At 65.9% G+C, this 18,517-nt stretch carries 18 protein-coding genes; 8 read left to right on the top strand and 10 right to left on the bottom strand.

The annotated features are described in order from the left end of the window. From KUV49_RS02595 to KUV49_RS02605, 3 genes are all read right to left on the bottom strand, one after another. A complete protein-coding gene (locus KUV49_RS02595; RefSeq protein WP_222451483.1) occupies window positions 1-990 on the bottom strand; it encodes a branched-chain amino acid ABC transporter permease in 990 nt (329 codons plus the stop codon). A 167-nt stretch (window positions 991-1,157) separates the two neighbouring features. Continuing rightward, window positions 1,158-1,976, bottom strand: a complete 819-nt coding sequence (locus KUV49_RS02600) for an ABC transporter ATP-binding protein (RefSeq protein ID WP_222451484.1) — start codon at window positions 1,974-1,976, stop codon at window positions 1,158-1,160. 64 nt (window positions 1,977-2,040) lie between these two features. Further along, window positions 2,041-4,014, bottom strand: coding sequence for an AMP-binding protein (locus KUV49_RS02605; RefSeq protein ID WP_261391457.1), 1,974 nt, complete (start codon window positions 4,012-4,014; stop codon window positions 2,041-2,043). A gap of 438 nt (window positions 4,015-4,452) precedes the next feature. On the opposite strand from KUV49_RS02605, the gene KUV49_RS02610 reads away from it, so the two are divergent. From KUV49_RS02610 to KUV49_RS02645, 8 genes are all read left to right on the top strand, one after another. Beyond that, window positions 4,453-5,055, top strand: a complete 603-nt coding sequence (locus tag KUV49_RS02610; protein ID WP_222451486.1) for a 2-hydroxychromene-2-carboxylate isomerase — start codon at window positions 4,453-4,455, stop codon at window positions 5,053-5,055. Next, entirely contained in the window at window positions 5,052-6,953 is a 1,902-nt protein-coding gene (locus KUV49_RS02615) for a PAS-domain containing protein (RefSeq protein WP_261391456.1), read from the top strand. Before KUV49_RS02610 ends, KUV49_RS02615 begins: the two co-directional genes overlap by 4 nt. Continuing rightward, window positions 6,950-7,660, top strand: a complete 711-nt coding sequence (locus KUV49_RS02620) for a response regulator transcription factor (RefSeq protein WP_222451487.1) — start codon at window positions 6,950-6,952, stop codon at window positions 7,658-7,660. Before KUV49_RS02615 ends, KUV49_RS02620 begins: the two co-directional genes overlap by 4 nt. Before the next feature lie 85 nt (window positions 7,661-7,745). Next, a complete protein-coding gene (locus KUV49_RS02625) occupies window positions 7,746-8,939 on the top strand; it encodes a hypothetical protein (protein WP_222451488.1) in 1,194 nt (397 codons plus the stop codon). Window positions 8,940-9,142: 203 nt separating this feature from the next. Beyond that, on the top strand, window positions 9,143-9,793 hold the full coding sequence (locus KUV49_RS02630) for a histidine phosphatase family protein (protein WP_222451489.1): 651 nt from the start codon (window positions 9,143-9,145) through the stop codon (window positions 9,791-9,793). A gap of 13 nt (window positions 9,794-9,806) precedes the next feature. Beyond that, a complete protein-coding gene (locus KUV49_RS02635; RefSeq protein WP_222451490.1) occupies window positions 9,807-10,436 on the top strand; it encodes a glutathione S-transferase family protein in 630 nt (209 codons plus the stop codon). Next, window positions 10,433-11,479 carry a saccharopine dehydrogenase gene (locus KUV49_RS02640; protein WP_222451491.1) on the top strand — a complete coding sequence of 349 codons (1,047 nt, stop codon included), beginning with the start codon at window positions 10,433-10,435 and terminating at the stop codon, window positions 11,477-11,479. The genes KUV49_RS02635 and KUV49_RS02640 overlap by 4 nt, the downstream gene beginning before the upstream one ends. A 13-nt stretch (window positions 11,480-11,492) precedes the next feature. Further along, window positions 11,493-12,635 carry a saccharopine dehydrogenase family protein gene (locus tag KUV49_RS02645; RefSeq protein ID WP_222451492.1) on the top strand — a complete coding sequence of 381 codons (1,143 nt, stop codon included), beginning with the start codon at window positions 11,493-11,495 and terminating at the stop codon, window positions 12,633-12,635. Window positions 12,636-12,701: 66 nt separating this feature from the next. On the opposite strand, the gene KUV49_RS02650 is transcribed toward KUV49_RS02645, so the two are convergent. From KUV49_RS02650 to KUV49_RS02680, 7 genes are all read right to left on the bottom strand, one after another. Then, entirely contained in the window at window positions 12,702-13,316 is a 615-nt protein-coding gene (locus tag KUV49_RS02650) for an outer membrane protein (protein WP_222451493.1), read from the bottom strand. Window positions 13,317-13,487: 171 nt separating this feature from the next. Further along, window positions 13,488-13,814, bottom strand: a complete 327-nt coding sequence (locus tag KUV49_RS02655) for a DUF3775 domain-containing protein (RefSeq protein WP_152490891.1) — start codon at window positions 13,812-13,814, stop codon at window positions 13,488-13,490. A 70-nt stretch (window positions 13,815-13,884) separates the two neighbouring features. Then, window positions 13,885-14,619, bottom strand: a complete 735-nt coding sequence (locus KUV49_RS02660) for an SDR family NAD(P)-dependent oxidoreductase (RefSeq protein ID WP_222452052.1) — start codon at window positions 14,617-14,619, stop codon at window positions 13,885-13,887. After that, window positions 14,616-15,197 (bottom strand): DUF3833 domain-containing protein, encoded by a 582-nt coding sequence (locus KUV49_RS02665; RefSeq protein ID WP_410000775.1) that lies wholly within the window; start codon window positions 15,195-15,197, stop codon window positions 14,616-14,618. The genes KUV49_RS02660 and KUV49_RS02665 overlap by 4 nt, the downstream gene beginning before the upstream one ends. After that, a complete protein-coding gene (locus KUV49_RS02670; protein WP_222452053.1) occupies window positions 15,197-16,408 on the bottom strand; it encodes an MFS transporter in 1,212 nt (403 codons plus the stop codon). The genes KUV49_RS02665 and KUV49_RS02670 overlap by 1 nt, the downstream gene beginning before the upstream one ends. Window positions 16,409-16,458: 50 nt before the next feature. Next, window positions 16,459-17,214: a DUF1365 domain-containing protein gene (locus KUV49_RS02675; RefSeq protein WP_222451495.1), complete on the bottom strand. Its 756-nt coding sequence runs from the start codon at window positions 17,212-17,214 to the stop codon at window positions 16,459-16,461. Beyond that, on the bottom strand, window positions 17,211-18,509 hold the full coding sequence (locus tag KUV49_RS02680) for an NAD(P)/FAD-dependent oxidoreductase (RefSeq protein ID WP_222451496.1): 1,299 nt from the start codon (window positions 18,507-18,509) through the stop codon (window positions 17,211-17,213). Before KUV49_RS02680 ends, KUV49_RS02675 begins: the two co-directional genes overlap by 4 nt. Window positions 18,510-18,517: the final 8 nt, after the last annotated feature.

Here is an 18,517-nt window from a genome sequence, read left to right on the forward strand (position 1 = left end):
TCATACCCTCTCGATGATCTTCTCGCCGAACAGGCCCTGCGGCCGGAACACCAGGAAGATCAGCGCCAGCACATAGGCAAACCAGATCTCCGTCGCCCCGCCGAGGTAGGGCGCGCCGATGGCGAACTCGAAGAGCTTCTCGCCCACCCCGATCACCAGCCCGCCCACGATGGCCCCGGGGATCGAGGTGAAGCCGCCCAGCATCAGCACCGGCAGCGCCTTCAATGCGATCAGGCTCAGCGAGAACTGCACGCCCGATTTCGTGCCCCACATGATCCCCGCCACAAGTGCGACGAAACCCGCCAGCGACCACACCATCACCCAGATGAAGTTCAGCGAAATGCCCACCGACAGCGCCGCCTGGTGGTCATCCGCCACCGCCCGCATCGCGCGCCCCTGCTTGGTGTATTGCGCGAACACGATCAGCGTGAACACCAGCGCGGCGGCAATCACCGTCGCCACGATATCCAGGTTGTCGATGAAAAAACCGTATCCGAACCACCCCGCCGTGGTCGTGTCGATCACCTCGTTGATCCCCTGCGGCAGGCCCACATCCATCGTCTTGATGTCCGACCCCCACATCATGTCCCCGAACCCTTCGAGGAAATAGGCAAGCCCGATGGTCGCCATGAACAAGATGATCGGCTCCTGGTTCACCAGGTGCTTGAAGATCAGCACATTCACCACCCAGGCCAGCGCCACCATCACCACCATCGTCAGCAGGATCGCCGCCAGCGCCGGCACGTGCCAGCCGAAATGGTGGATTTCCGTGCCGAAGATAGCGTTGATCAGGTGGCTGAATGGCACCTGCCCTTCCATGATCCCCACCAGCGTCAGCGCCGCGAAGAGCGCCATGACCCCTTGCGCATAGTTGAAGATGCCGCTGGCCTTGTAGATCAGCACGAAGCCCAGCGCGACCAGCGCATAAAGCACCCCGGCCATCAGGCCGTTCAGGAACACTTCCATCCCGAAAATCAGCTGATCAGGCATCACGAACCTCCTTCGCATTCCCGCCCCGGACCTGATCCGGGGCCTCCCGGCCACCGAGGTCCCGGCTCAAGGCCGGGACGGCGGACCGCCGGACATCGACCATGCGCCCCGTAGGATGGGTGAAAACCCATCTTTGGTGGGTGCACCCCCACGCAGACCGATCCGCCTCAATCATGCGCCACCCCCAGGTAAGCATCGATCACCGCCTGGTTGCTGCGCACCTCGTCCGGCGTGCCATCCCCGATCTTCTTGCCGTAATCCATCACCACGACACGGTCGCTGAGGTCCATCACCACCCCCATGTCATGCTCGATCAGAACAATCGTGGTCCCAAACTCGTCATTCACGTCGAGGACAAAGCGGCTCATGTCCTCCTTCTCCTCGACATTCATCCCCGCCATCGGCTCGTCGAGCAGCAGGATCGACGGCTCCGCCGCCAGCGCCCGCGCCAGCTCCACGCGTTTCTTCAGGCCATAAGGCAGCCGCCCCACCGGCGTCTTGCGGATGTGCTGGATTTCCAGAAAGTCGATGATCCGCTCCACGAAGGCCCGGTTCTCGACCTCCTCGCGCTCGGCCTTGCCCTTCCAGAGCGACTGCGCGAACATCCCCGATGTCATCTGCCGGATGCGCCCCGTCATCACGTTGTCCAGCACGCTCATCCCCTCGAACAGGGCGATGTTCTGGAACGTCCGCGCGATCCCCTGCTGCGCCACCTGATAGGGCTTCATCTGCGGGCGCTTTTCGCCCTTGTACCAGACCTCGCCCTCCTGCGGATTGTAGAAGCCGGAAATCACATTCAGCATCGAGGACTTGCCCGCCCCGTTCGGCCCGATGATCGCCCGGATCTCGCCCTCGCGCACGTCGAAAGAGATATCCTGGATCGCCACCACCCCGCCAAAGCGCAGCGTGATGTTCTTCATCTCCATCACCACGCCGCCGATCTTGCGGCCATCCTCGGTGGTGAATCCTTCGGTTTGATCCAACATCAAAACTCTCCCAACGCGAAACGGGATGGCGGGCGGGGCGAAAGCGCAGCTGAGCGTCGTCCCGTCATTCCGCCGCCACCTTCTCCTGCGCCACCCGCACCACCTCGGCCTCCACGATCTTCAGCGTGGCCGAGATGCTGCCCTTGCGCCCATCCTCATAGGTGACTTCCGTCGTGGTGAACTTCTCCTCTGAGCCGTCGTAAAGCGCCCCCAGCAACTCCTCGAACTTCTCCGAGATCACCCCCCGCCGCACCTTCCGCGTCCGGGTCATCTCGCCGTCATCCGCATCCAGCTCCTTGTGCAGCACCAGGAAGCGGTGCACCTGGCAATGCGCCAGCATCGGGTCGTCGGCCAGGCTCCGGTTCACCTCCTCCACGTGCTCTTTCACCGTCTCCAGCACGCGCGGATGCCCGGCAAGCTCCTGGTAGGAGGCATAGCCGATATTGTTCCGCTCGGCCCAGTTGCCCACGGCATTCAGGTCGATGTTGATAAAGGCCGTGCACTCCTCCCGCCCGTTGCCGAACACCACGGCCTCCAGGATGTTGGGATAGAATTTCAGCTTGTTTTCCACGTATTTCGGCGCGAACAGGCTGCCATCGGCCATCTTGCCCACATCCTTGGCCCGGTCGATGATCTTCAGATGTCCGGTCGCCTCGTCGATGAACCCGGCATCGCCCGTCGCGACCCAGCCCTCGGCATCCTTGGTGCTCGCCGTGCTCTCGGCGTTCTTGTAGTATTCCTCGAACACGCCATCGCCGCGATAGTAGACCTCGCCGCTCTCGGCGATGCGCAACTCCACGCCGGGTGCTGCCACGCCCACCGTATCGCTGTAAACCTCGCCATCGGGTTGCAGCGTGATGAACACCGACGCCTCGGTCTGCCCGTAAAGCTGCTTCAGGTTGATCCCCAGGCTACGATAGAAATCAAAAATCTCCGGCCCGATCGCCTCCCCGGCGGTATAGCCCACGCGCACGCGCCCGAACCCCAGCGTGTCCTTCAACGGGCCGTACACCAGCAGCCCGCCAAGCTTGTATTTCAGCCGGTCCCAGCCACTGACGCTCTTGCCGTCCAAAATCGCCGGTCCCACCTTCCGCGCATGCGCCATGAAGGTATGGAACAGCCATTGCTTCATCCGGCTGGCATCCTCCATCCGGATCATCACGTTGGTCAGCTGCCCCTCGAACACGCGCGGCGGGGCAAAGTAATAAGTCGGCCCGATCTCGCGCAGGTTCACCTGCATCGTGTCCGGGCTCTCGGGGCAGTTCACGCAGAACCCGCACCAATAGGCCTGCCCGATGGAAAAGATGAAATCCCCCACCCATGCCATCGGCAGATAAGCCAGCACTTCCTCGTTCCGCGTCAGGTGATCGAATTCCGACGACGATTTCGACGCCTCGATGATGTTGCGGTTCGACAGCACCACGCCCTTCGGCTTGCCCGTCGTGCCCGAGGTATAGAGCATCACGCAGGTGCTGTCGTAATCCAGGGCCTCCCGCCGCGCCTTGAGCTCGGACATCAGCGTGTCCTTCGCCGCACGCCCCTGCGCCTGCACATCGCTGAACTGGTGCAGCTTGCCATGATCGTATTTCCGCAGGCCGCGCGGATCCACGTATATCATGTGCTCGAACTGGTGCAGGTCGTCCTGGATGTCGATGATCTTGTCGACCTGTTCCTGGTCCTCGACCACGGCGAACCGCGCGCCGCAATGGTCCAGCACATAGGCCATCTCGTCGCTGGCACTGTCCTGGTAGACCGGCACCGGGATCGCCCCCACCGATTGCGCCGCGACCATCGACCAGTAGAAATAGGGCCGGTTGCGCCCGATGATGGCAATGAAATCGCCCTTGTCGACGCCAAGCTTCAACAGCCCCAGGGCCAGCGCCTCGATCTCCTGCTCCGCCTCGGCCCAGGTCCAGCTTTGCCAGATCCCGTATTCCTTCTCCCGATAGGCGGGGCGGTTGCTGAACTGCGCGGCGTTGCGCTGCAAAAGCGCCGGAATGGACGCAAGCCCATCCGCGCCTCTCGACGACTGTGCCAAGTCTTGTCCTCCCTTTGTCCGCTCTCTCCCGCGAACAGACCACTCCCCTGGCGGCGAGTCTCGATCCACCATAGAGTGCGCAGCCGACGCTGACGGTCAACTTTTTCCTGATCTTTTCCCAATCCTTACGAATTGTAACAGGCGCCACGTCAGCCGCGCGATCGCCAGACCGCGGGCTGGCGACCTGACGGTGATTCGCAGCACTTTATCCATGCCAAATCCGAATTACCTCAATTCGAAGCGCCAACGTCCCCAATCGCCAGCCCGTCCGGGCGGTCTGGCGATCGCGCGGCGGGCCTTCAGGCCCTTGATTCCGCGCGCCACACCGCCCCACGTCATCCCGGACCCGATCCGGGATCTCCTGCCCCGACGCAGCCCCACCCTTGACATACCCGCCATTTCCCCGTCGATTGCCCCTCTCGCAAGAGGATCGCCACCATGACGACACCACGGATGGATTTCTGGTTCGAATTCGCCTCGACCTACTCCTATCTCAGCGTCATGCGCCTGCCCGCCCGCGCGATGCAGGCCGGCGTGGCCGTCCGCTGGCGCCCCTTCCTGCTCGGCCCGATCTTCGCCGCGCAGGGCTGGGACACCTCGCCGTTCAAAATCTACGCCGCCAAGGGCAATTACATGTGGCGCGACATGGAGCGCCGCTGCGCCGCGCGCGGCCTGGCGTTCAAACGCTCCGACACCATGCCCCAGCACAGCGTGCTGGCCGCCCGCACCGCGCAGCTGGCGCTCGAACACCCCCAGGGCATCGCCTTTTGCCAGAACGTCTATCTCATGCAGTTCGCCGAAGGCCTGAACATCGCCGATACGGACGTCATCGCCGCCTGCCTTTCGGCGGCCAACCTTCCGGCCGACCTGATCGCAAAGGCGCAAGAGCACGCCAACAAGCACCGCCTGCGCGACACCACCGAAGAGGCCATGCGCCGCGGCATTTTCGGCGCGCCCAGCTTCACCGTGGGCGAAGAGCTCTTCTGGGGCGACGACCAGCTCGACACCGCCCTCGCCTGGGCATCGGGGCACGCCGCATGACCCGACCCGACACCACGCAGATGACGACGGCGGGTCTCAACCTCATCCAGCAGGCCCTGACGATCTACGACGCCAATCTCGATCTCGCCGTCTGCAACCGCCGCTTCCAGGAGATGTTCGACCTGCCCGACCGGCTGGTCACCCCCGGCGCCCATTTCGAAGACACCATCCGCTTTCTGGCCGAGCGCGGCGACTATGGCGAGGTGACCGACCTCGACCGTTTCGTCGCCGACCGGGTCGAGACCGCCCGCGCGTTCGAGCCGCATTACATGGAACGCACCCGCGCCAACGGCCGCACCATCAGCGTCGAAGGCTCGCCCCTGCCCCAGGGCGGCTGGGTCACCGTCTACACCGACATCTCCCGCGCCAAGCAGCAGGAGGCGCTGCTCGCCGCCCGGTCCGAGGAACTGTCCGACCGGCTGGTCACCTATTCCGACGACCTCGCGGCGGCCAACCGGCAACTGGAATCCACCATCATCGCGCTGGAAGAGGCCAAGCGCCAGGCGTCCGAGGCCGAGGCCCGCATGCGCCTGACGACCGAGATGGTGCCCGCCCATATCGCCCATGTCGGCCCCGACCGGCGCTACACCTATTCCAACCGCCGCCTGTCGCTCGTCATGCCGGGCAGCACCGCCGACCCGGTCGGCCTTCACCCCGCCGACGCGCTGGGGGACGAGACCAACGCCATCATCGCCCCGCATCTCGACCGCGCCTATGCCGGCGAGCCGTCGGTGTTCGAGTTCACCCACGCCGCCAGTTCCCGGCGCATCCGGGTCGCGCTCACCCCCGATCCGGCCACCGGCGGGGTCTACATCCTGTCCATGGACATCACCGAAGAGGCCCAGACCCGCGCCGCGCTCGGCCAGCACCGACGCCGCGAAATGGCCGCCCAGCTGACGTCGGGGCTGGCGCATGATTTCTCGAACCTGCTGACCATCATCCTCGGGATGCAGTCCCGCCTGCAATCCATGTCCCTGCCCGAAGAGGCCGCCGACCTCATCGCCGCCACCCTCGGCGCGGCGCGGCGCGGCGGCACCCTGCTCGACCGCATCGCCGACATGACCGGCCCGCGCGAACATACGCCCGTGCCCACCGACCTGCCCGCTTTCCTGAACGATCTCGAACCGCTCGCCCGCTCCGTCCTGCCCGACGCGATCACCCTCGATATCCGCCCCCCCGACGCGCCCCGGACCTGCCTGCTTGATCCCGGCATGTTGCAGGACTCGCTGATCAATCTCCTGCTCAACGCCCGCGACGCCATCGCGGGGCCGGGCCGCATCAAGCTTCAGGTCACCACCGTGCAGAACACCTGGCTCGACGTGACGGTCTCCGACACCGGCCCCGGCTTTTCCGATCACGTCCGCAGCCACGCGTTCGACCCGTTCTTCACCACCAAGGGCGGCGAGGGCTCGGGGCTGGGCCTCACCATGGTCTACAACATGACCAAGCTCGCCGGGGGCCGCGTCATGATCGACAACACCGACGCGGGCGGCCAGGTCACCCTGCGCCTGCCCCTGCGCGAGGCCAGCGCCGACGAAACCCCCGGCTTTGTCCTTCTGGTCGAGGACAGCGCCGACCTGCGCGAAAGCATCCGCGCCATGCTGCGCGCCGATGGCCACCAGGTGATCGAGGCCACCAGCGCCACCGAAGCGCAGGCGCTTCTGCACGGCCTGCCAGAGATCACCGCCATCCTCAGCGATATCACCCTCGAAGGCGAGGCGACCGGCCTCGACCTGATCGACGCCCTGCCGGCGCGGCACCCGCCCGCGGTGCTCATGACCTCGCTGCCGCCCACCGATCCGCTGCACGCCGCGGCCCTTGAACGCGCGCCGGTGCTGCGCAAACCGTTCCAACCCGGCGCCTTGCGCGCCGCGCTCGCAGGCGGGACCACGCCATGACCGACACGTGCCCCCTCGTCACCATCCTCGATGACGAACCCGCCATCCGCACCATGCTGGCCCAGACCCTGGAAGAGGCCGGCTTCCGCACCCTCACCTTCGCCCGCGCGACCGAGTTCGAGGCCGCGCTGCGTACCACCTCGCCCGATATCTGCCTCGTCGACCTGTCGCTGCCCGACCGCGACGGGCTGACGCTGGTGCATCGCCTGGCGCTTGAACAGGGCGCGCGGGTCATCATTATCTCCGGCCGGGCCGAGGTGCAGGACCGCGTCACCGGGCTGGAACTGGGCGCCGACGACTACATCATCAAGCCCTTCGATCCGGCCGAGGTCGTGGCCCGCATCCGCGCCCGCCTGCGCCGCGACGTGCCCGCCTCGCAGACCGGCGACACCGCCCGCTTCGGCCCCTGGACAGCGCGGTTCGACCGCTACGTGCTGGAAGACGACACCGGGCAGGAAACCCCCTTTTCCCATGCCGAAGGCGAGGTGCTGCGCCTCTTCCTCGACCGCCCCAAGCGCCTGATCTCGCGCCAGGCCATGCAGGAGGCCCTGGGCGGCGCGGCGGGCGAAAGCTTCGACCGCGCCATGGACGTCCGCATCTCGCGCCTGCGCACCAAGCTGCGCGAGGACCCCAAGAACCCCCGCCTGATCAAGACGATCTACGGCGCCGGCTACATCTTCCTCGGCGATGTCAGTTGGGGCAAATAAACCGCAGTAAATGCCTTGACATGCAACCATAATTAAAGGTCTCCTGCCCCGACAGTTACGATAGTAAGGTCAATTGAGTATGCGTATGTTAAACCTCACCACCGCTTTTTTCATGGCAATCGCCACCGCGGGATTTGCCGCCGATGAAACTGGAACGTGGGAGGGTCATTACAGCTGCGGGTCGATCCGAGACGTCGACCTGACCTTCGATGCCTCGAACAAGACAGCGACATTCGCTTTCTATCAAAAGCGCCGCCACAGCGCGGAACCCGTAGGAAAGTACGAATTGGACTACACGCGGGACGGTTCCAAGATCACCGCCACCCCGCGTAGATGGGTGGATCAGCCCAAAGGGTGGGGCATGGTAGGCTTCACGGGCGATCTGCGCGGCAGCGCAACGCAGATCACCGGTACGATCGCGAGCCAGAAGTGCGGACCGTTCGCGGCGAAAAAAGTGGCCGACACCCTGGTCGATCCGCAGCAAGTTGAAGCCGAAGCTGCTGACGCCGCTCCATCGGCCCCACCCGCAGCTGCCGCTTCGGATCTCTCCGCCTTTGCCGGCATGGATCTCGACATCAACGACGTTCCGCTCGGCTACGACTTCGAAACCACCGTGGACACCGCCTTTCCCGGCGGCAAACGCGAAACCCGCACATGGTATGCCAGGTCCGGCGCCAATAAGATCGGAACGCGGCAGGAGTTCGCGGCGACCGGATTCTACGACAACAAGACACCCGGCGTGAAGGAAAGCGTCGTCGTCTATCCGACCCACTGGCACACCGGCCAGGTCGTGTATCGCGTCGAACGCAGCATCCGCTCCTCGAACGAAAAGAACATGCCGACCGAGGAAAGCCTTGTCGCGGCAGCCATCGCAAAATACGGCGAACCCATTAATCGGGATGCATTTGTTCAAGGGGCGGGCGGCCTTGGTGCTTCCAAGATCCAGCTCCTCGAGTATCCGATCAAGGACGGAAAGATTCAAAACGTCCTTTGCGATCGCGGCAAGAGCGCCCTTGCGCATAAACGCATCGGAAAGAACCCCCGCGAAGAGTATCAAGAGGCTCGCAACTTCCTCGACCGCGCCAGTAACGCAGGCTATTGCGATGCCGTGCTCGTGGTCACGTACAGCGTAGGCCGCCACGACCGCCTGCGAAGCTACAGCGTGATCGCCCGCGACCTGCGCCTCGAAGCCATGAACATCGTGGGCGAGGTGGAGGCCACGGCACGGCTGATCGAAGAGTTCGAAAACACCCTGCCCGAGGTCGAACCCGAACTCTGAACCAAGGACATCCGGCGCGGCCTAGAACCGCGCCGGCCCTTTCCGGACGAGAACACTCGCGGACGCATCTTTCACGCGTAGGGTGGGTGAAACCCACGCGCGCCCTCATCCCACCGGGAATGAAATAATCCGCCCCAACCGCCTTCACCCTCCCGCGCGCCGGCGCTAGGTTGCCCGCATCTGACACGACGAAAGCACCCACCTTGGCGGAACTCATCCTTGTGCGGCACGGGCAGGCCAACAGCCACGCCACCGACGAAGACAGCTACGACCAACTCTCCGACCTCGGCGCCGACCAGGCCCGCTGGCTGGGCGAGCATCTGGCCGCCACCAACCCGCATTTCGACCGCGTCCTCACCGGCACGCTGCAACGCCAGGTCGAGACCGCCCGCCACATGGGCGTCACCGTCACCACCCGGGATCCCCGCCTGAACGAGCTCAGCTATTTCGCCCTTGCCCAGTCCGCCTTCGACGCCCATGCCATCCCGGTGCCCACCGACCCTTCGGAATTCGCCCACCACCTGCCAAGGGTCATCACCCTCTGGACCCAAGGCCACCTGCCCGGCGTCCCCGAAAGCTTCGACGCCTTCGCCGCCCGCATCGCCGAGGTCCTGACCGAGCAATGCGCCGACGCCGGCCGCACCCTTCTGGTCACCTCGGGCGGGGTCATCGGCATGGCCATCCGGCACGTGCTCGACCTCGACAACACGGCGATGGCCCGGGTGATGCTGCAGATCAACAATGCCTCGATGCACCGCCTCAGCTACGTGCACGACACGCTGATGGTGGCGGGCTTCAACGCCATTCCCCATCTCGACCGCCCCGACCGGGCCCATGCCCGCACCTATGTCTGAAGGATCCCCGCACATGAAATTCTACTACGCCCCCGGCACCATCGCCGTCGCCACCGGCTTGCTGCTCCGGGAATCGGGCCTCGATCACACGCCCGTCGCCGTCGACTTCGCCAATGCCGGGCAGACGAAACCCGACTACCTCGCCATCAATCCCAAGGGCCGCGTGCCCGCTCTGGTCACCGATCAGGGCATCCTGACCGAAACCGGCGCCATCGCCGAATACATCGCCAGCCTCGTGCCCGAGAAACACCTCGTCCCCGCCGACCCGTGGCAGGCCGCGCAGATGCGCAGCATCTGCTACTACCTCGCCGCCACCATGCACGTGAACCACGCCCACGGCCCCCGTGGCATCCGCTGGGCCGACAGCGACGCGGCACTGGCCGACATGAAGGCCAAGATGCCCCAAACCATGGCCCAAAGCTGCACGTTTATCGAAGACACCTGCACCTTCGCCCCCTTCGTGATGGGCGAGCAGATGACCATCGCCGACCCGTGGCTGTTCGCCATCTGCTGCTGGCTCGAGACCGACAATGTCGACGTGGACCGCTTCCCCAGGATCAAGGCCCACCGCGCCATGATGGCCGCCCGCCCCTCGGCGGCGGCGATCCGCGACTACGGCCTGCTGACGAAAGACTTCGCATGACCCACCTCTGGCTCCGCGCCGAACAGCGCGACAACGAAGATCGCACCGGCCTCACCCCCGAGGGCGCCGCCGCCCTTATCGCGCAAGGCATGCAGCTCAGCGTCGAGGACAGCCCCGATCGCATCATCCCCACCGACCGCTATGCCGAGGCGGGCGCCACCATCGTGCCGCAGAACTCATGGCCCGACGCCCCCCGCGACGCCATCATCTTCGGGCTCAAGGAACTGCCCGACGACGGCACGCCCCTGCCGCACCGCCACATCATGTTCGGCCACGCCTTCAAGGGCCAGCATTCCGGCCGCCGCCTGCTGGATCGCTTCAAGGCCGGAGGCGGCACGCTCTACGACCTGGAATACCTGGTGGATGAACAGGGCCGCCGCGTCGCCGCCTTCGGCTACTGGGCGGGCTATGCCGGTGCCGCCGTCAGCCTCTTCGCCTGGGCCGCCCAGCAACAGGGCCACACCTGCGGTCCCGTCTCCGCCTACCCGGACAAGGACGCGCTGCTGACCGACCTGGCGCAGGCGCTCGACGCCACCGGCCAAGACCGCCCTTCCGCCATCGTCATCGGCGCACTGGGCCGTGTCGGCACCGGCGCGGCCGACCTCTGCACCGCGATGGATGTCACCCCCACCAGGTGGGACATGGACGAGACCGCCCATGGCGGCCCCTTCCCCGAGATCCTCGACCACACCCTCTTTCTCAACTGCATCTTCGCCCGCCCCGGCACGCCCGTCTTCGTGCCGGCAGAGGCCCTGACCGCCCCCCGCCGCCTGACCGTCATCGGCGACGTCGCCTGCGACCCCGACAGCGATTACAACCCCGTGCCGGTCTACTCCCAGGCCACCACCTGGGACGCGCCCGTGACCCGCGTGCACGACGCCCCCCCGCTCGACGTCATGGCGATCGACAACCTGCCTTCGCTCCTGCCGCTGGAATCCTCGCAGGACTATGCCAGCCAACTCTTGCCATCCTTGAAAACACTGGACAAACTGGACGCCGGAGTATGGGCGCGCGCGGAACGGACCTTCCGCGCACACGTTTGAAGGGGACACCAACATGACAATCCACTGGTGTGGCACCGGCCTTTCGGCGGTGCCCGGCCTGCGCAGGCTGATCGAGACGGGCCATTCCGTCACCGTCTGGAACCGCTCGCTGGACAAGGCCGAGGCCGCCGTCGGCGACCTGACGAACCGCATCCGCGCCTTCGATTTCGACATGCTCTCGTCCGAGGTTCAGGAGGGCGACATCGTGGTGTCCATGCTGCCCGGCGACTGGCACGTGCCGATCGCCGAGATGTGCATCAACAAGGGCGCGCATTTCGTGTCCTCGTCCTACATCGCCCCCGAGATGCGCGAACTGCACGCCAAGGCGCTCCTGCGCGGCGTTTCCGTGGTCAACGAAATCGGGCTGGACCCCGGCATCGACCACCTCATGGCCCACCACCTGATGGCCGACTACCGCGCCTCTCACGCCTTCAACCCGGAAAACGACCTTTCCTTCCTCAGCTATTGCGGCGGCATCCCGAAAAACCCCAACCCGTTCCGCTACAAGTTCAGCTGGTCGCCGCTCGGGGTGCTCAAGGCCCTGCGCTCGCCCTCCCGCTCGATCCGCAACTTCTCGGAACTCAACGTCCAGCGCCCCTGGGACGCGCTCGGCACCTACACCGCGCCCCTGCCCACGCCCGAGACGTTCGAGGTCTACCCCAACCGCGACAGCCTTCCCTTCCTCGACGATTACGGGTTCGAGCCCGCGTGGCGGGTCAAGGAATTCGTCCGCGGCACGCTGCGCCTCAACGGCTGGTCCGACGCCTGGGGCGACGTCTTCGCCGAAATCGAAACACTCGAAGGCCCCGAAGGCGAGGCAAGGCTCAAGGAAATGTCCGACCAGTTCTGGCGCGACAACGCCTATGGCGAGGACGACCCCGACCGCGTCGTGCTCTGCGTCGACCTCAAGGCCGAACGCGGCGGCGACACCGTCTGGCACAAGACCTTTGTCATGGATGCCTGGGGCGATGCGCGAGGCACCGCCATGTCGCGGCTGGTCTCGGTCCCGGTCTCCCTCGCGATCGAGGCCGTGGCGCAAGGCGAAATCCCCGCCGGCGTCAGCCCCGCGCCCAACGACCCCAGGCTGGTGGAACGCCTGCTGTCAGAGGTCGACCGGCTGGCGCAGCACCTTCAGGTCGTGGACCACCTGGCCTGACGGCCCTGCAAAAGGCGTAGGGTGGGCGAAAGCCCACGCGCCACCCTCGCCACCGTGACCCCGGTCCTAGAACCGATAGGACACCCGCAGACGATAGGTCATGCCGTCGACGCTGCCCGACGGGGACACGTCATCGAACTCGTGGTACAGCGCATCGGCGCCCGCGACCCATTTCTCGCTCAGCTTGAAATCGACCCCGGCACCGGCCACCCAGCCCCAGCTGTCGATGCTGATCGCACCGCCGCCACCGCTCATGTAGGCCGCGCCGCCGGTACCGTAGACGAACGCGCTGCCGGTATCGAGGCCGACGCGCAGGCGCAGGCGGGAAATCGAGTCCACATCCACGGTGTTGAACGAGATATCGGTAAAGTCGATATCGCCCTCGACGCCGTAGACCAGCGTGCCGCGATCCCAGTTGTATCCGGCGTGAACACCACCCAGGAAGCCATCGTCGCCAAGATTGATGACCTGCGGAATGTTCGCCCCGGCAGGCGGAGGCAAGGTTGCGTCAAGGTCGAAATCGCCAAAACCCAGCTGCACACCGACATACGGCCCGGCCCAGTCCGAAACCGGCACGGGCGGCGGCGGCACGTAAGGGTCCGCCGGCGGCGTAAGGTTGCCCGCCAATGCGGGGGCGGCCGTGATTGAAACGATGGCTGCGACGAAGACAGATGCTTTCATTTCACCCTCCTGAAAACGCCTTTGCGCCGGAGCATACCACATCCCACGCCATTTCGGGCGCTCTCCGCGCGGCCGGCTGCATTTTCCCGCCCTCGCGGGCAAAGGCGCAACACTGCGTAGGGTGGGTGCAAACCCACCTGTGCTGGATGAAAGCCCACCACGCCGCGAAAATCACCCGCCGCGCACCAGATCGTCCTCGTCGTCCTGCGCCGACAGGCCCAGCTCGTCCAACCCGTTTTCCAGGTGATCCGACAAATGCGGCGTGCCCAGCAGGTAATCCGCCGTCGGCGTCGTGGCCTCCTCCCGCGCGGTCGCCTTGGCCTCTTCGATCTCGTCGGCCCCGAAGCTGCCGCGCCCGATCCACATCAACGCCACCAGGCTGGCCTGTTCGTCCTCGGCCAACCTTTCGATGAACGCCCTCAGCTCTCCTTCCGCGCGGTCCAGTTCGCGCGACATGAGGATCACCTGGGCGACTTTGTACGTGCTGATATCCAGCATGTCCCGACCTCCTTTTCCGTCTTTCAGTCTAGCGGAAATCTGGTCTCGAAAACAGGCCGCGACCTTGATCTCACGCAAACAGGCGGAAATATAACCAGTTGGGCAGGAACCGCGCGCCGCGAAAGACCAGGCTGAACCAGCTGGGGAAATTCCGGTCGAACGCGTTCTCGTCGTTCATCAGCTCGAACATCACCTGCGCGGCCTCATCGGGCTCCATCAGCCCCGGCATCCTGAAATCGTTCTTGTCGGTCAGACGCGTGCGGATGAACCCCGGGTTGGCACATTGCACCAGCACACCCGTCCGCCACAGATCCGCCCGCATGCTCTGCGCCAGCGACATGATCCCGGCCTTCGACGCGCCATACCCGATGGCCCCCGGCAGGCCCCTAAATCCCACCAGCGAGCCGGTCACGACGATATGCCCGTGATCGCGCGCGACCATCTTCGGCACCACGTGGTTCAGCACCCGCACCGTGCCGGTGAAATTCACGTCCGCCATGGCGGTGACCTGCTCGGGCTCCCACTCGGTCGCCTTCATCGGCCAGTAGACCCCGGCCAGCGTCACCACCCCGTCGATCTCGCCCACCTCTTCGACGGCGGCCTTCACGCTGTCCTCGTCGGTCACGTCCACGGTCACGATACTGGACCGCCCCGGCAGCATCTCCGCCACCTCCTTCAGCCGGTCCTCGCGGCGCGCCGACAGGATCACGTCCGCCCCCACCGCGCTCAGTTTCCGTGCCAATGCCGCGCCAAGGCCTTCGCTGGCACCCACCAGCCAATAGCGTTTTCCAGTCCAGTCCATTATGCCGCTTTCCGAATATCCGTGTCGTCCAACCTGTGCAGGGTCGCCACAAGCTCGGCAACCTTGATCCCATACTTGCGAAACTGGCTGCGGTTCACAATGGTTCCAGCCGGCGTCAGGTACATCCAGTCGTCGACGCTCAGAACATGACCGCCCGCCTCGGCGGGCAGGCGGATATCATAGCACAGCTGCACCGCCGCCCCCGCGTGCCGGCCCTGCCCGGTGCCGACCACGTCATCGGCCTCGGCCCGGATGCGTCCGTCATTGCCCAGCTCCAGCCGCCATTCGCGCTCCTGCACCGTGCCGCTGTCATAGGTGAACCGCTCGGCCATCACGCCCTTGTTGCCGTCCCAGCGCGCGTCGAACCGCGCCGAAAACCGCGACGCCACGCGCCCCAGCGGGCCATAGATCACCCCCTCGCAACGCATCGCCCCGTTCAGGTGCTGGCGCAAATCGAACCGCGGCAGAGTGTCGGCATAATCCTCAACCCTTTGCGCCCGGAATCCGGCGAACCGATGGCGCAGCACCGCCACCCCCGTGGCCAGCGCCGCCCCGCACATGATCAGAAATCCTTCGAACATCATCTCCGTCTCCCCGCTTCAACCATGGCCCCCTGGGGCGCGTCCCCGCCCCCGGGCACCGTTGCCAGCAGCGCAATCGCCGCCAGTTTCAGAACGCACGGCACCGCCCCGTAAAGCAGGCTCAGCGCCCACAACGCGTCGTCCGAATTCTCCTGCCCCGAGGCATAGCCGACCGACTCCAACAGGGGCAGCAAGCCCACCGCCGCAATCGCCAGCGTGATCTTCGACACGAAGGACCACAGGCCAAAGCCCTCGGCCGCCCCCGGCGACACCTCCGCCATCCGGTCGGCAAACAGCGCCGGCAACAGCGTCATGTCCGCCCCCAGCGCCACGCCGGTCAGCACGCAGATCACGGCAAAGGCCCAGACATCCCCCGCGCCCAGCATCACGGCAAAGCCGAATGCCGCAATCGCCAGCACCATCGCCCAGATCAGCACCCGCCGCGCGCCATGCGCCTCGGCCAGCTTGCCCCACACCGGCGCCGCCGCAGCAGCACTCAGGAAGAACACCAGCAGCAGCGGCCCTTCCCAGCCCGGCGCCGCCAGCCTGTCCTCCACGTAGAACAGAAACAGCGTCGAACTCACCGCCACCGGCGCCGAGTTGGCCAAGGCCACCAACAACAGCCGCCGCGCTTTCGCGTCGCGCAGCACCGTCCCCAATTGCGAGGTCACGCCCTCCTCGGGCGGCTGCCCGCGCCACTCGGTGCCCATCGCCCACAGCGCCACCAACCCCAGCCCGGCAAACGCCACGGCAAAGGCCGCGTAGCCGCCCAGCGCCACGGGGGCCACGGCGGCGGCACAGATCCCCAACAGCGCCCCGGTCTCGCGCCACCGCGCCACGCGCAGGTGCCCGCCTTGGCCCATGCGGCCCGCCACCGCGACGCCCTGCGCGTAGAAACAGATCGTCAGGTAGCTGAACGCCGAAAAGACCAGCGTCAGCATCACCGCGAACCACCACAAGGGCGGCAGAATCGGCTCCACCGCGAACAGCCCCAGCATCCCCGCGATCATCGCCGCCCCGGCGATCAGCACGGTCAGCCCGCGAGAGCCCGCCGTCATCGCCGACACCCGCCCCAGAACAGGGTCCTGCACGAAATCCAGAAGCCGCAGCACCCCCAGCACGGTGCCCAGCGCCGCCAGCGACACGCCATACTCGTCCACGAAAAACTTCGGCGCGTGCATATAGAGCGGCAATCCCGCCGCCGACAGCATCGCCGCAAAGAGGGCAAAGGCCGGCAAGCGCGGTGCCTGGCCTGCCCCGCTCACCGGCTCACGTCCTGCGCCGGCGGTTCGGGCCGGTTCTGGAACCTGGCCCCCTTCCACCACAGCTTCAGCGCCTGCCAGTGGATCAGCGCCAGCACCCGGCGCGATCCCAGCGGCCGCCGCGCCAGCGCCTTCAGCACGCCGCCGGTCGTCAACGGCTTGCGGTCCCCCACCAGCGTCGCGATCACCCCGCCCTTGCCCCGGCTCAGGTCGATCCAGATCCCGATCCGGTCGGGCCGGATATCGAACCGAAAGGTATAGTCGCCTTCGATCGTCTGGAACGGCGAGACGTGAAACACCTTCTGCGCCCGCAGCCTGTCCTCGGGGCCGATCGGACTGCGATCATCGTGGTGGCACAGGTACGAATGCCGGTCGCCATAGGTGTTGGTCACCTCCGCGATCACCACCATAAGGTCACCCGCCGCACTGTAGCACAGCCAGAACGCCACCGGGTTGAAGATATGCCCCAGCACCCGCGGCTGGGCCAACAGCTCGATCCGCACCGGCGCCGCGAACTGATGCGCCTCCAGCACCTCGCGCACCCAGGCCGCACCGCGCCCCTGCCCCGGCGGGCCGCCATGATCCCGGTCCCGCAGGCTGAAGAGGCCGGCGCGGTTGCGCCCGAACACACGGCTCTTCGGCAGCGCCGCTTCGGCATCCACCATCACGTAGTCGATGCCGTACCGGAACGCGTTGCGCACATCCCCCTTGCGCCCATGCCACGTATGGCCCGCGATATGGTCGGCCCCGGTCAAGCCGCCGCCGCCGCGCTGTCCCGCGCCAGGATCGCATCGGCCACGTCATAGGCGCTCGACAAACCGTCCTCGTGAAACCCGTTCTTCATCCAGGCCCCGCAGAACCACGTCGCCTCGTCGCCGTTGATCCGCGCCACCTCGGCCTGCGCCCGCAGCATGTCCATGTCATAGACCGGATGCCGCAGCACCGTCCGGTCATAGATCATCTCCTCACGGATCGGCCGCGTGCTGTTCAGCGTCACGAAATGCGGATCGTCCATCGGAATGGGCTGCAGGCTGTTCATCCAGTAGGTCAGGTCGATCTGCCCGTCCCGCTTGGCTGGCCCTTCCATGTAGTTCCACGACGACCACACCGCCCGCCGCTTCGGCATGACGGATGTATCGCAATGCAGCACCACGTCGTTGGGCTGGTATCTGACGCGGCCCAACGCCGCCCGCTCCTCGGGCGTCGGATCCTCCAGCATCTTCAGGCTGTCATCCCCATGGGTGGCGAATATCACCTCGTCGAAACTCTCCCACTCGGCGCCCTGCGCCCGCACCTCGGCCCCGCCTTGCGTCCGCCTGACCCCGGCAATCGGCGCACCCGTCCGGATGCCCACGCCCAGCCTCCTCAACGCCGCCTCCAGCCGCGTCACATACGCGATCGACCCGCCTTGAACCGTGTACCACTGGTGCTGCCCCTCGTACCCCAACAGCGCATGGTTCTCCATGAAACGGATCAGCGCGTGCGCCGGGAAATCCATCACCTTCTCGGTGGGCGTCGACCAGATCGCGCCGGTGAACGGGCTCAGGTACCGCTCGCGAAACCACTTCCCCAGCCCCATCGTCCGCAACAGTTCACCGATGCTGGCCTCGGGATAGGCCTCGGCGGTGCGGACAGCCCGGGCATTGAACCGAAAGATATCGCGCAACATCATCCACATCCGCGGGTCCAGCACGTTGCGCGTCTGGGCGAAAAACGCCTGCGCCCCGTCCAGCCCGTATTCAAACCGCGTGTCCCGGAACGACGCGCCAAAGCTCATCTTGCTTTCCACCACCGGCACGTCCAGCGCCGCGAAGAGCTCCGTCAGATGCGGATAATTGGCATGGTTGAACACGATGAACCCGGTATCCACCGGCTGCGTCCCGTCCTTGCCCGCCATCCTGGTCCGCGCATGTCCGCCCAGCCGCGCCTCGGCCTCGAAAAGCGTCACATCGCACGCCCCGGCCAGCCGCCACGCGGCCCCCAATCCACTGATCCCCGCGCCGATGACTGCGACTTTCTTGCGCGACAACGCAACTTTCTCAACTGGCATTCCGTGTA

The sequence above is a fragment of the Roseovarius atlanticus genome (genome assembly GCF_019802205.1).
Lineage (GTDB): Bacteria > Pseudomonadota > Alphaproteobacteria > Rhodobacterales > Rhodobacteraceae > Roseovarius > Roseovarius atlanticus_A.

What these genes read in the sequence shown, in the direction of transcription:
- KUV49_RS02595 (WP_222451483.1), bottom strand. Translation starts at nt 990, where the DNA reads ATGCCTGATCAGCTGATTTTCGGGATGGAAGTGTTCCTGAACGGCCTG.
- KUV49_RS02600 (WP_222451484.1), bottom strand. Translation starts at nt 1,976, where the DNA reads ATGTTGGATCAAACCGAAGGATTCACCACCGAGGATGGCCGCAAGATC.
- KUV49_RS02610 (WP_222451486.1), top strand. Translation starts at nt 4,453, where the DNA reads ATGACGACACCACGGATGGATTTCTGGTTCGAATTCGCCTCGACCTAC.
- KUV49_RS02615 (WP_261391456.1), top strand. Translation starts at nt 5,052, where the DNA reads ATGACCCGACCCGACACCACGCAGATGACGACGGCGGGTCTCAACCTC.
- KUV49_RS02620 (WP_222451487.1), top strand. Translation starts at nt 6,950, where the DNA reads ATGACCGACACGTGCCCCCTCGTCACCATCCTCGATGACGAACCCGCC.
- KUV49_RS02625 (WP_222451488.1), top strand. Translation starts at nt 7,746, where the DNA reads ATGTTAAACCTCACCACCGCTTTTTTCATGGCAATCGCCACCGCGGGA.
- KUV49_RS02635 (WP_222451490.1), top strand. Translation starts at nt 9,807, where the DNA reads ATGAAATTCTACTACGCCCCCGGCACCATCGCCGTCGCCACCGGCTTG.
- KUV49_RS02640 (WP_222451491.1), top strand. Translation starts at nt 10,433, where the DNA reads ATGACCCACCTCTGGCTCCGCGCCGAACAGCGCGACAACGAAGATCGC.
- KUV49_RS02645 (WP_222451492.1), top strand. Translation starts at nt 11,493, where the DNA reads ATGACAATCCACTGGTGTGGCACCGGCCTTTCGGCGGTGCCCGGCCTG.
- KUV49_RS02650 (WP_222451493.1), bottom strand. Translation starts at nt 13,316, where the DNA reads ATGAAAGCATCTGTCTTCGTCGCAGCCATCGTTTCAATCACGGCCGCC.
- KUV49_RS02655 (WP_152490891.1), bottom strand. Translation starts at nt 13,814, where the DNA reads ATGCTGGATATCAGCACGTACAAAGTCGCCCAGGTGATCCTCATGTCG.
- KUV49_RS02665 (WP_410000775.1), bottom strand. Translation starts at nt 15,197, where the DNA reads ATGTTCGAAGGATTTCTGATCATGTGCGGGGCGGCGCTGGCCACGGGG.
- KUV49_RS02670 (WP_222452053.1), bottom strand. Translation starts at nt 16,408, where the DNA reads ATGCTGTCGGCGGCGGGATTGCCGCTCTATATGCACGCGCCGAAGTTT.
- KUV49_RS02680 (WP_222451496.1), bottom strand. Translation starts at nt 18,509, where the DNA reads ATGCCAGTTGAGAAAGTTGCGTTGTCGCGCAAGAAAGTCGCAGTCATC.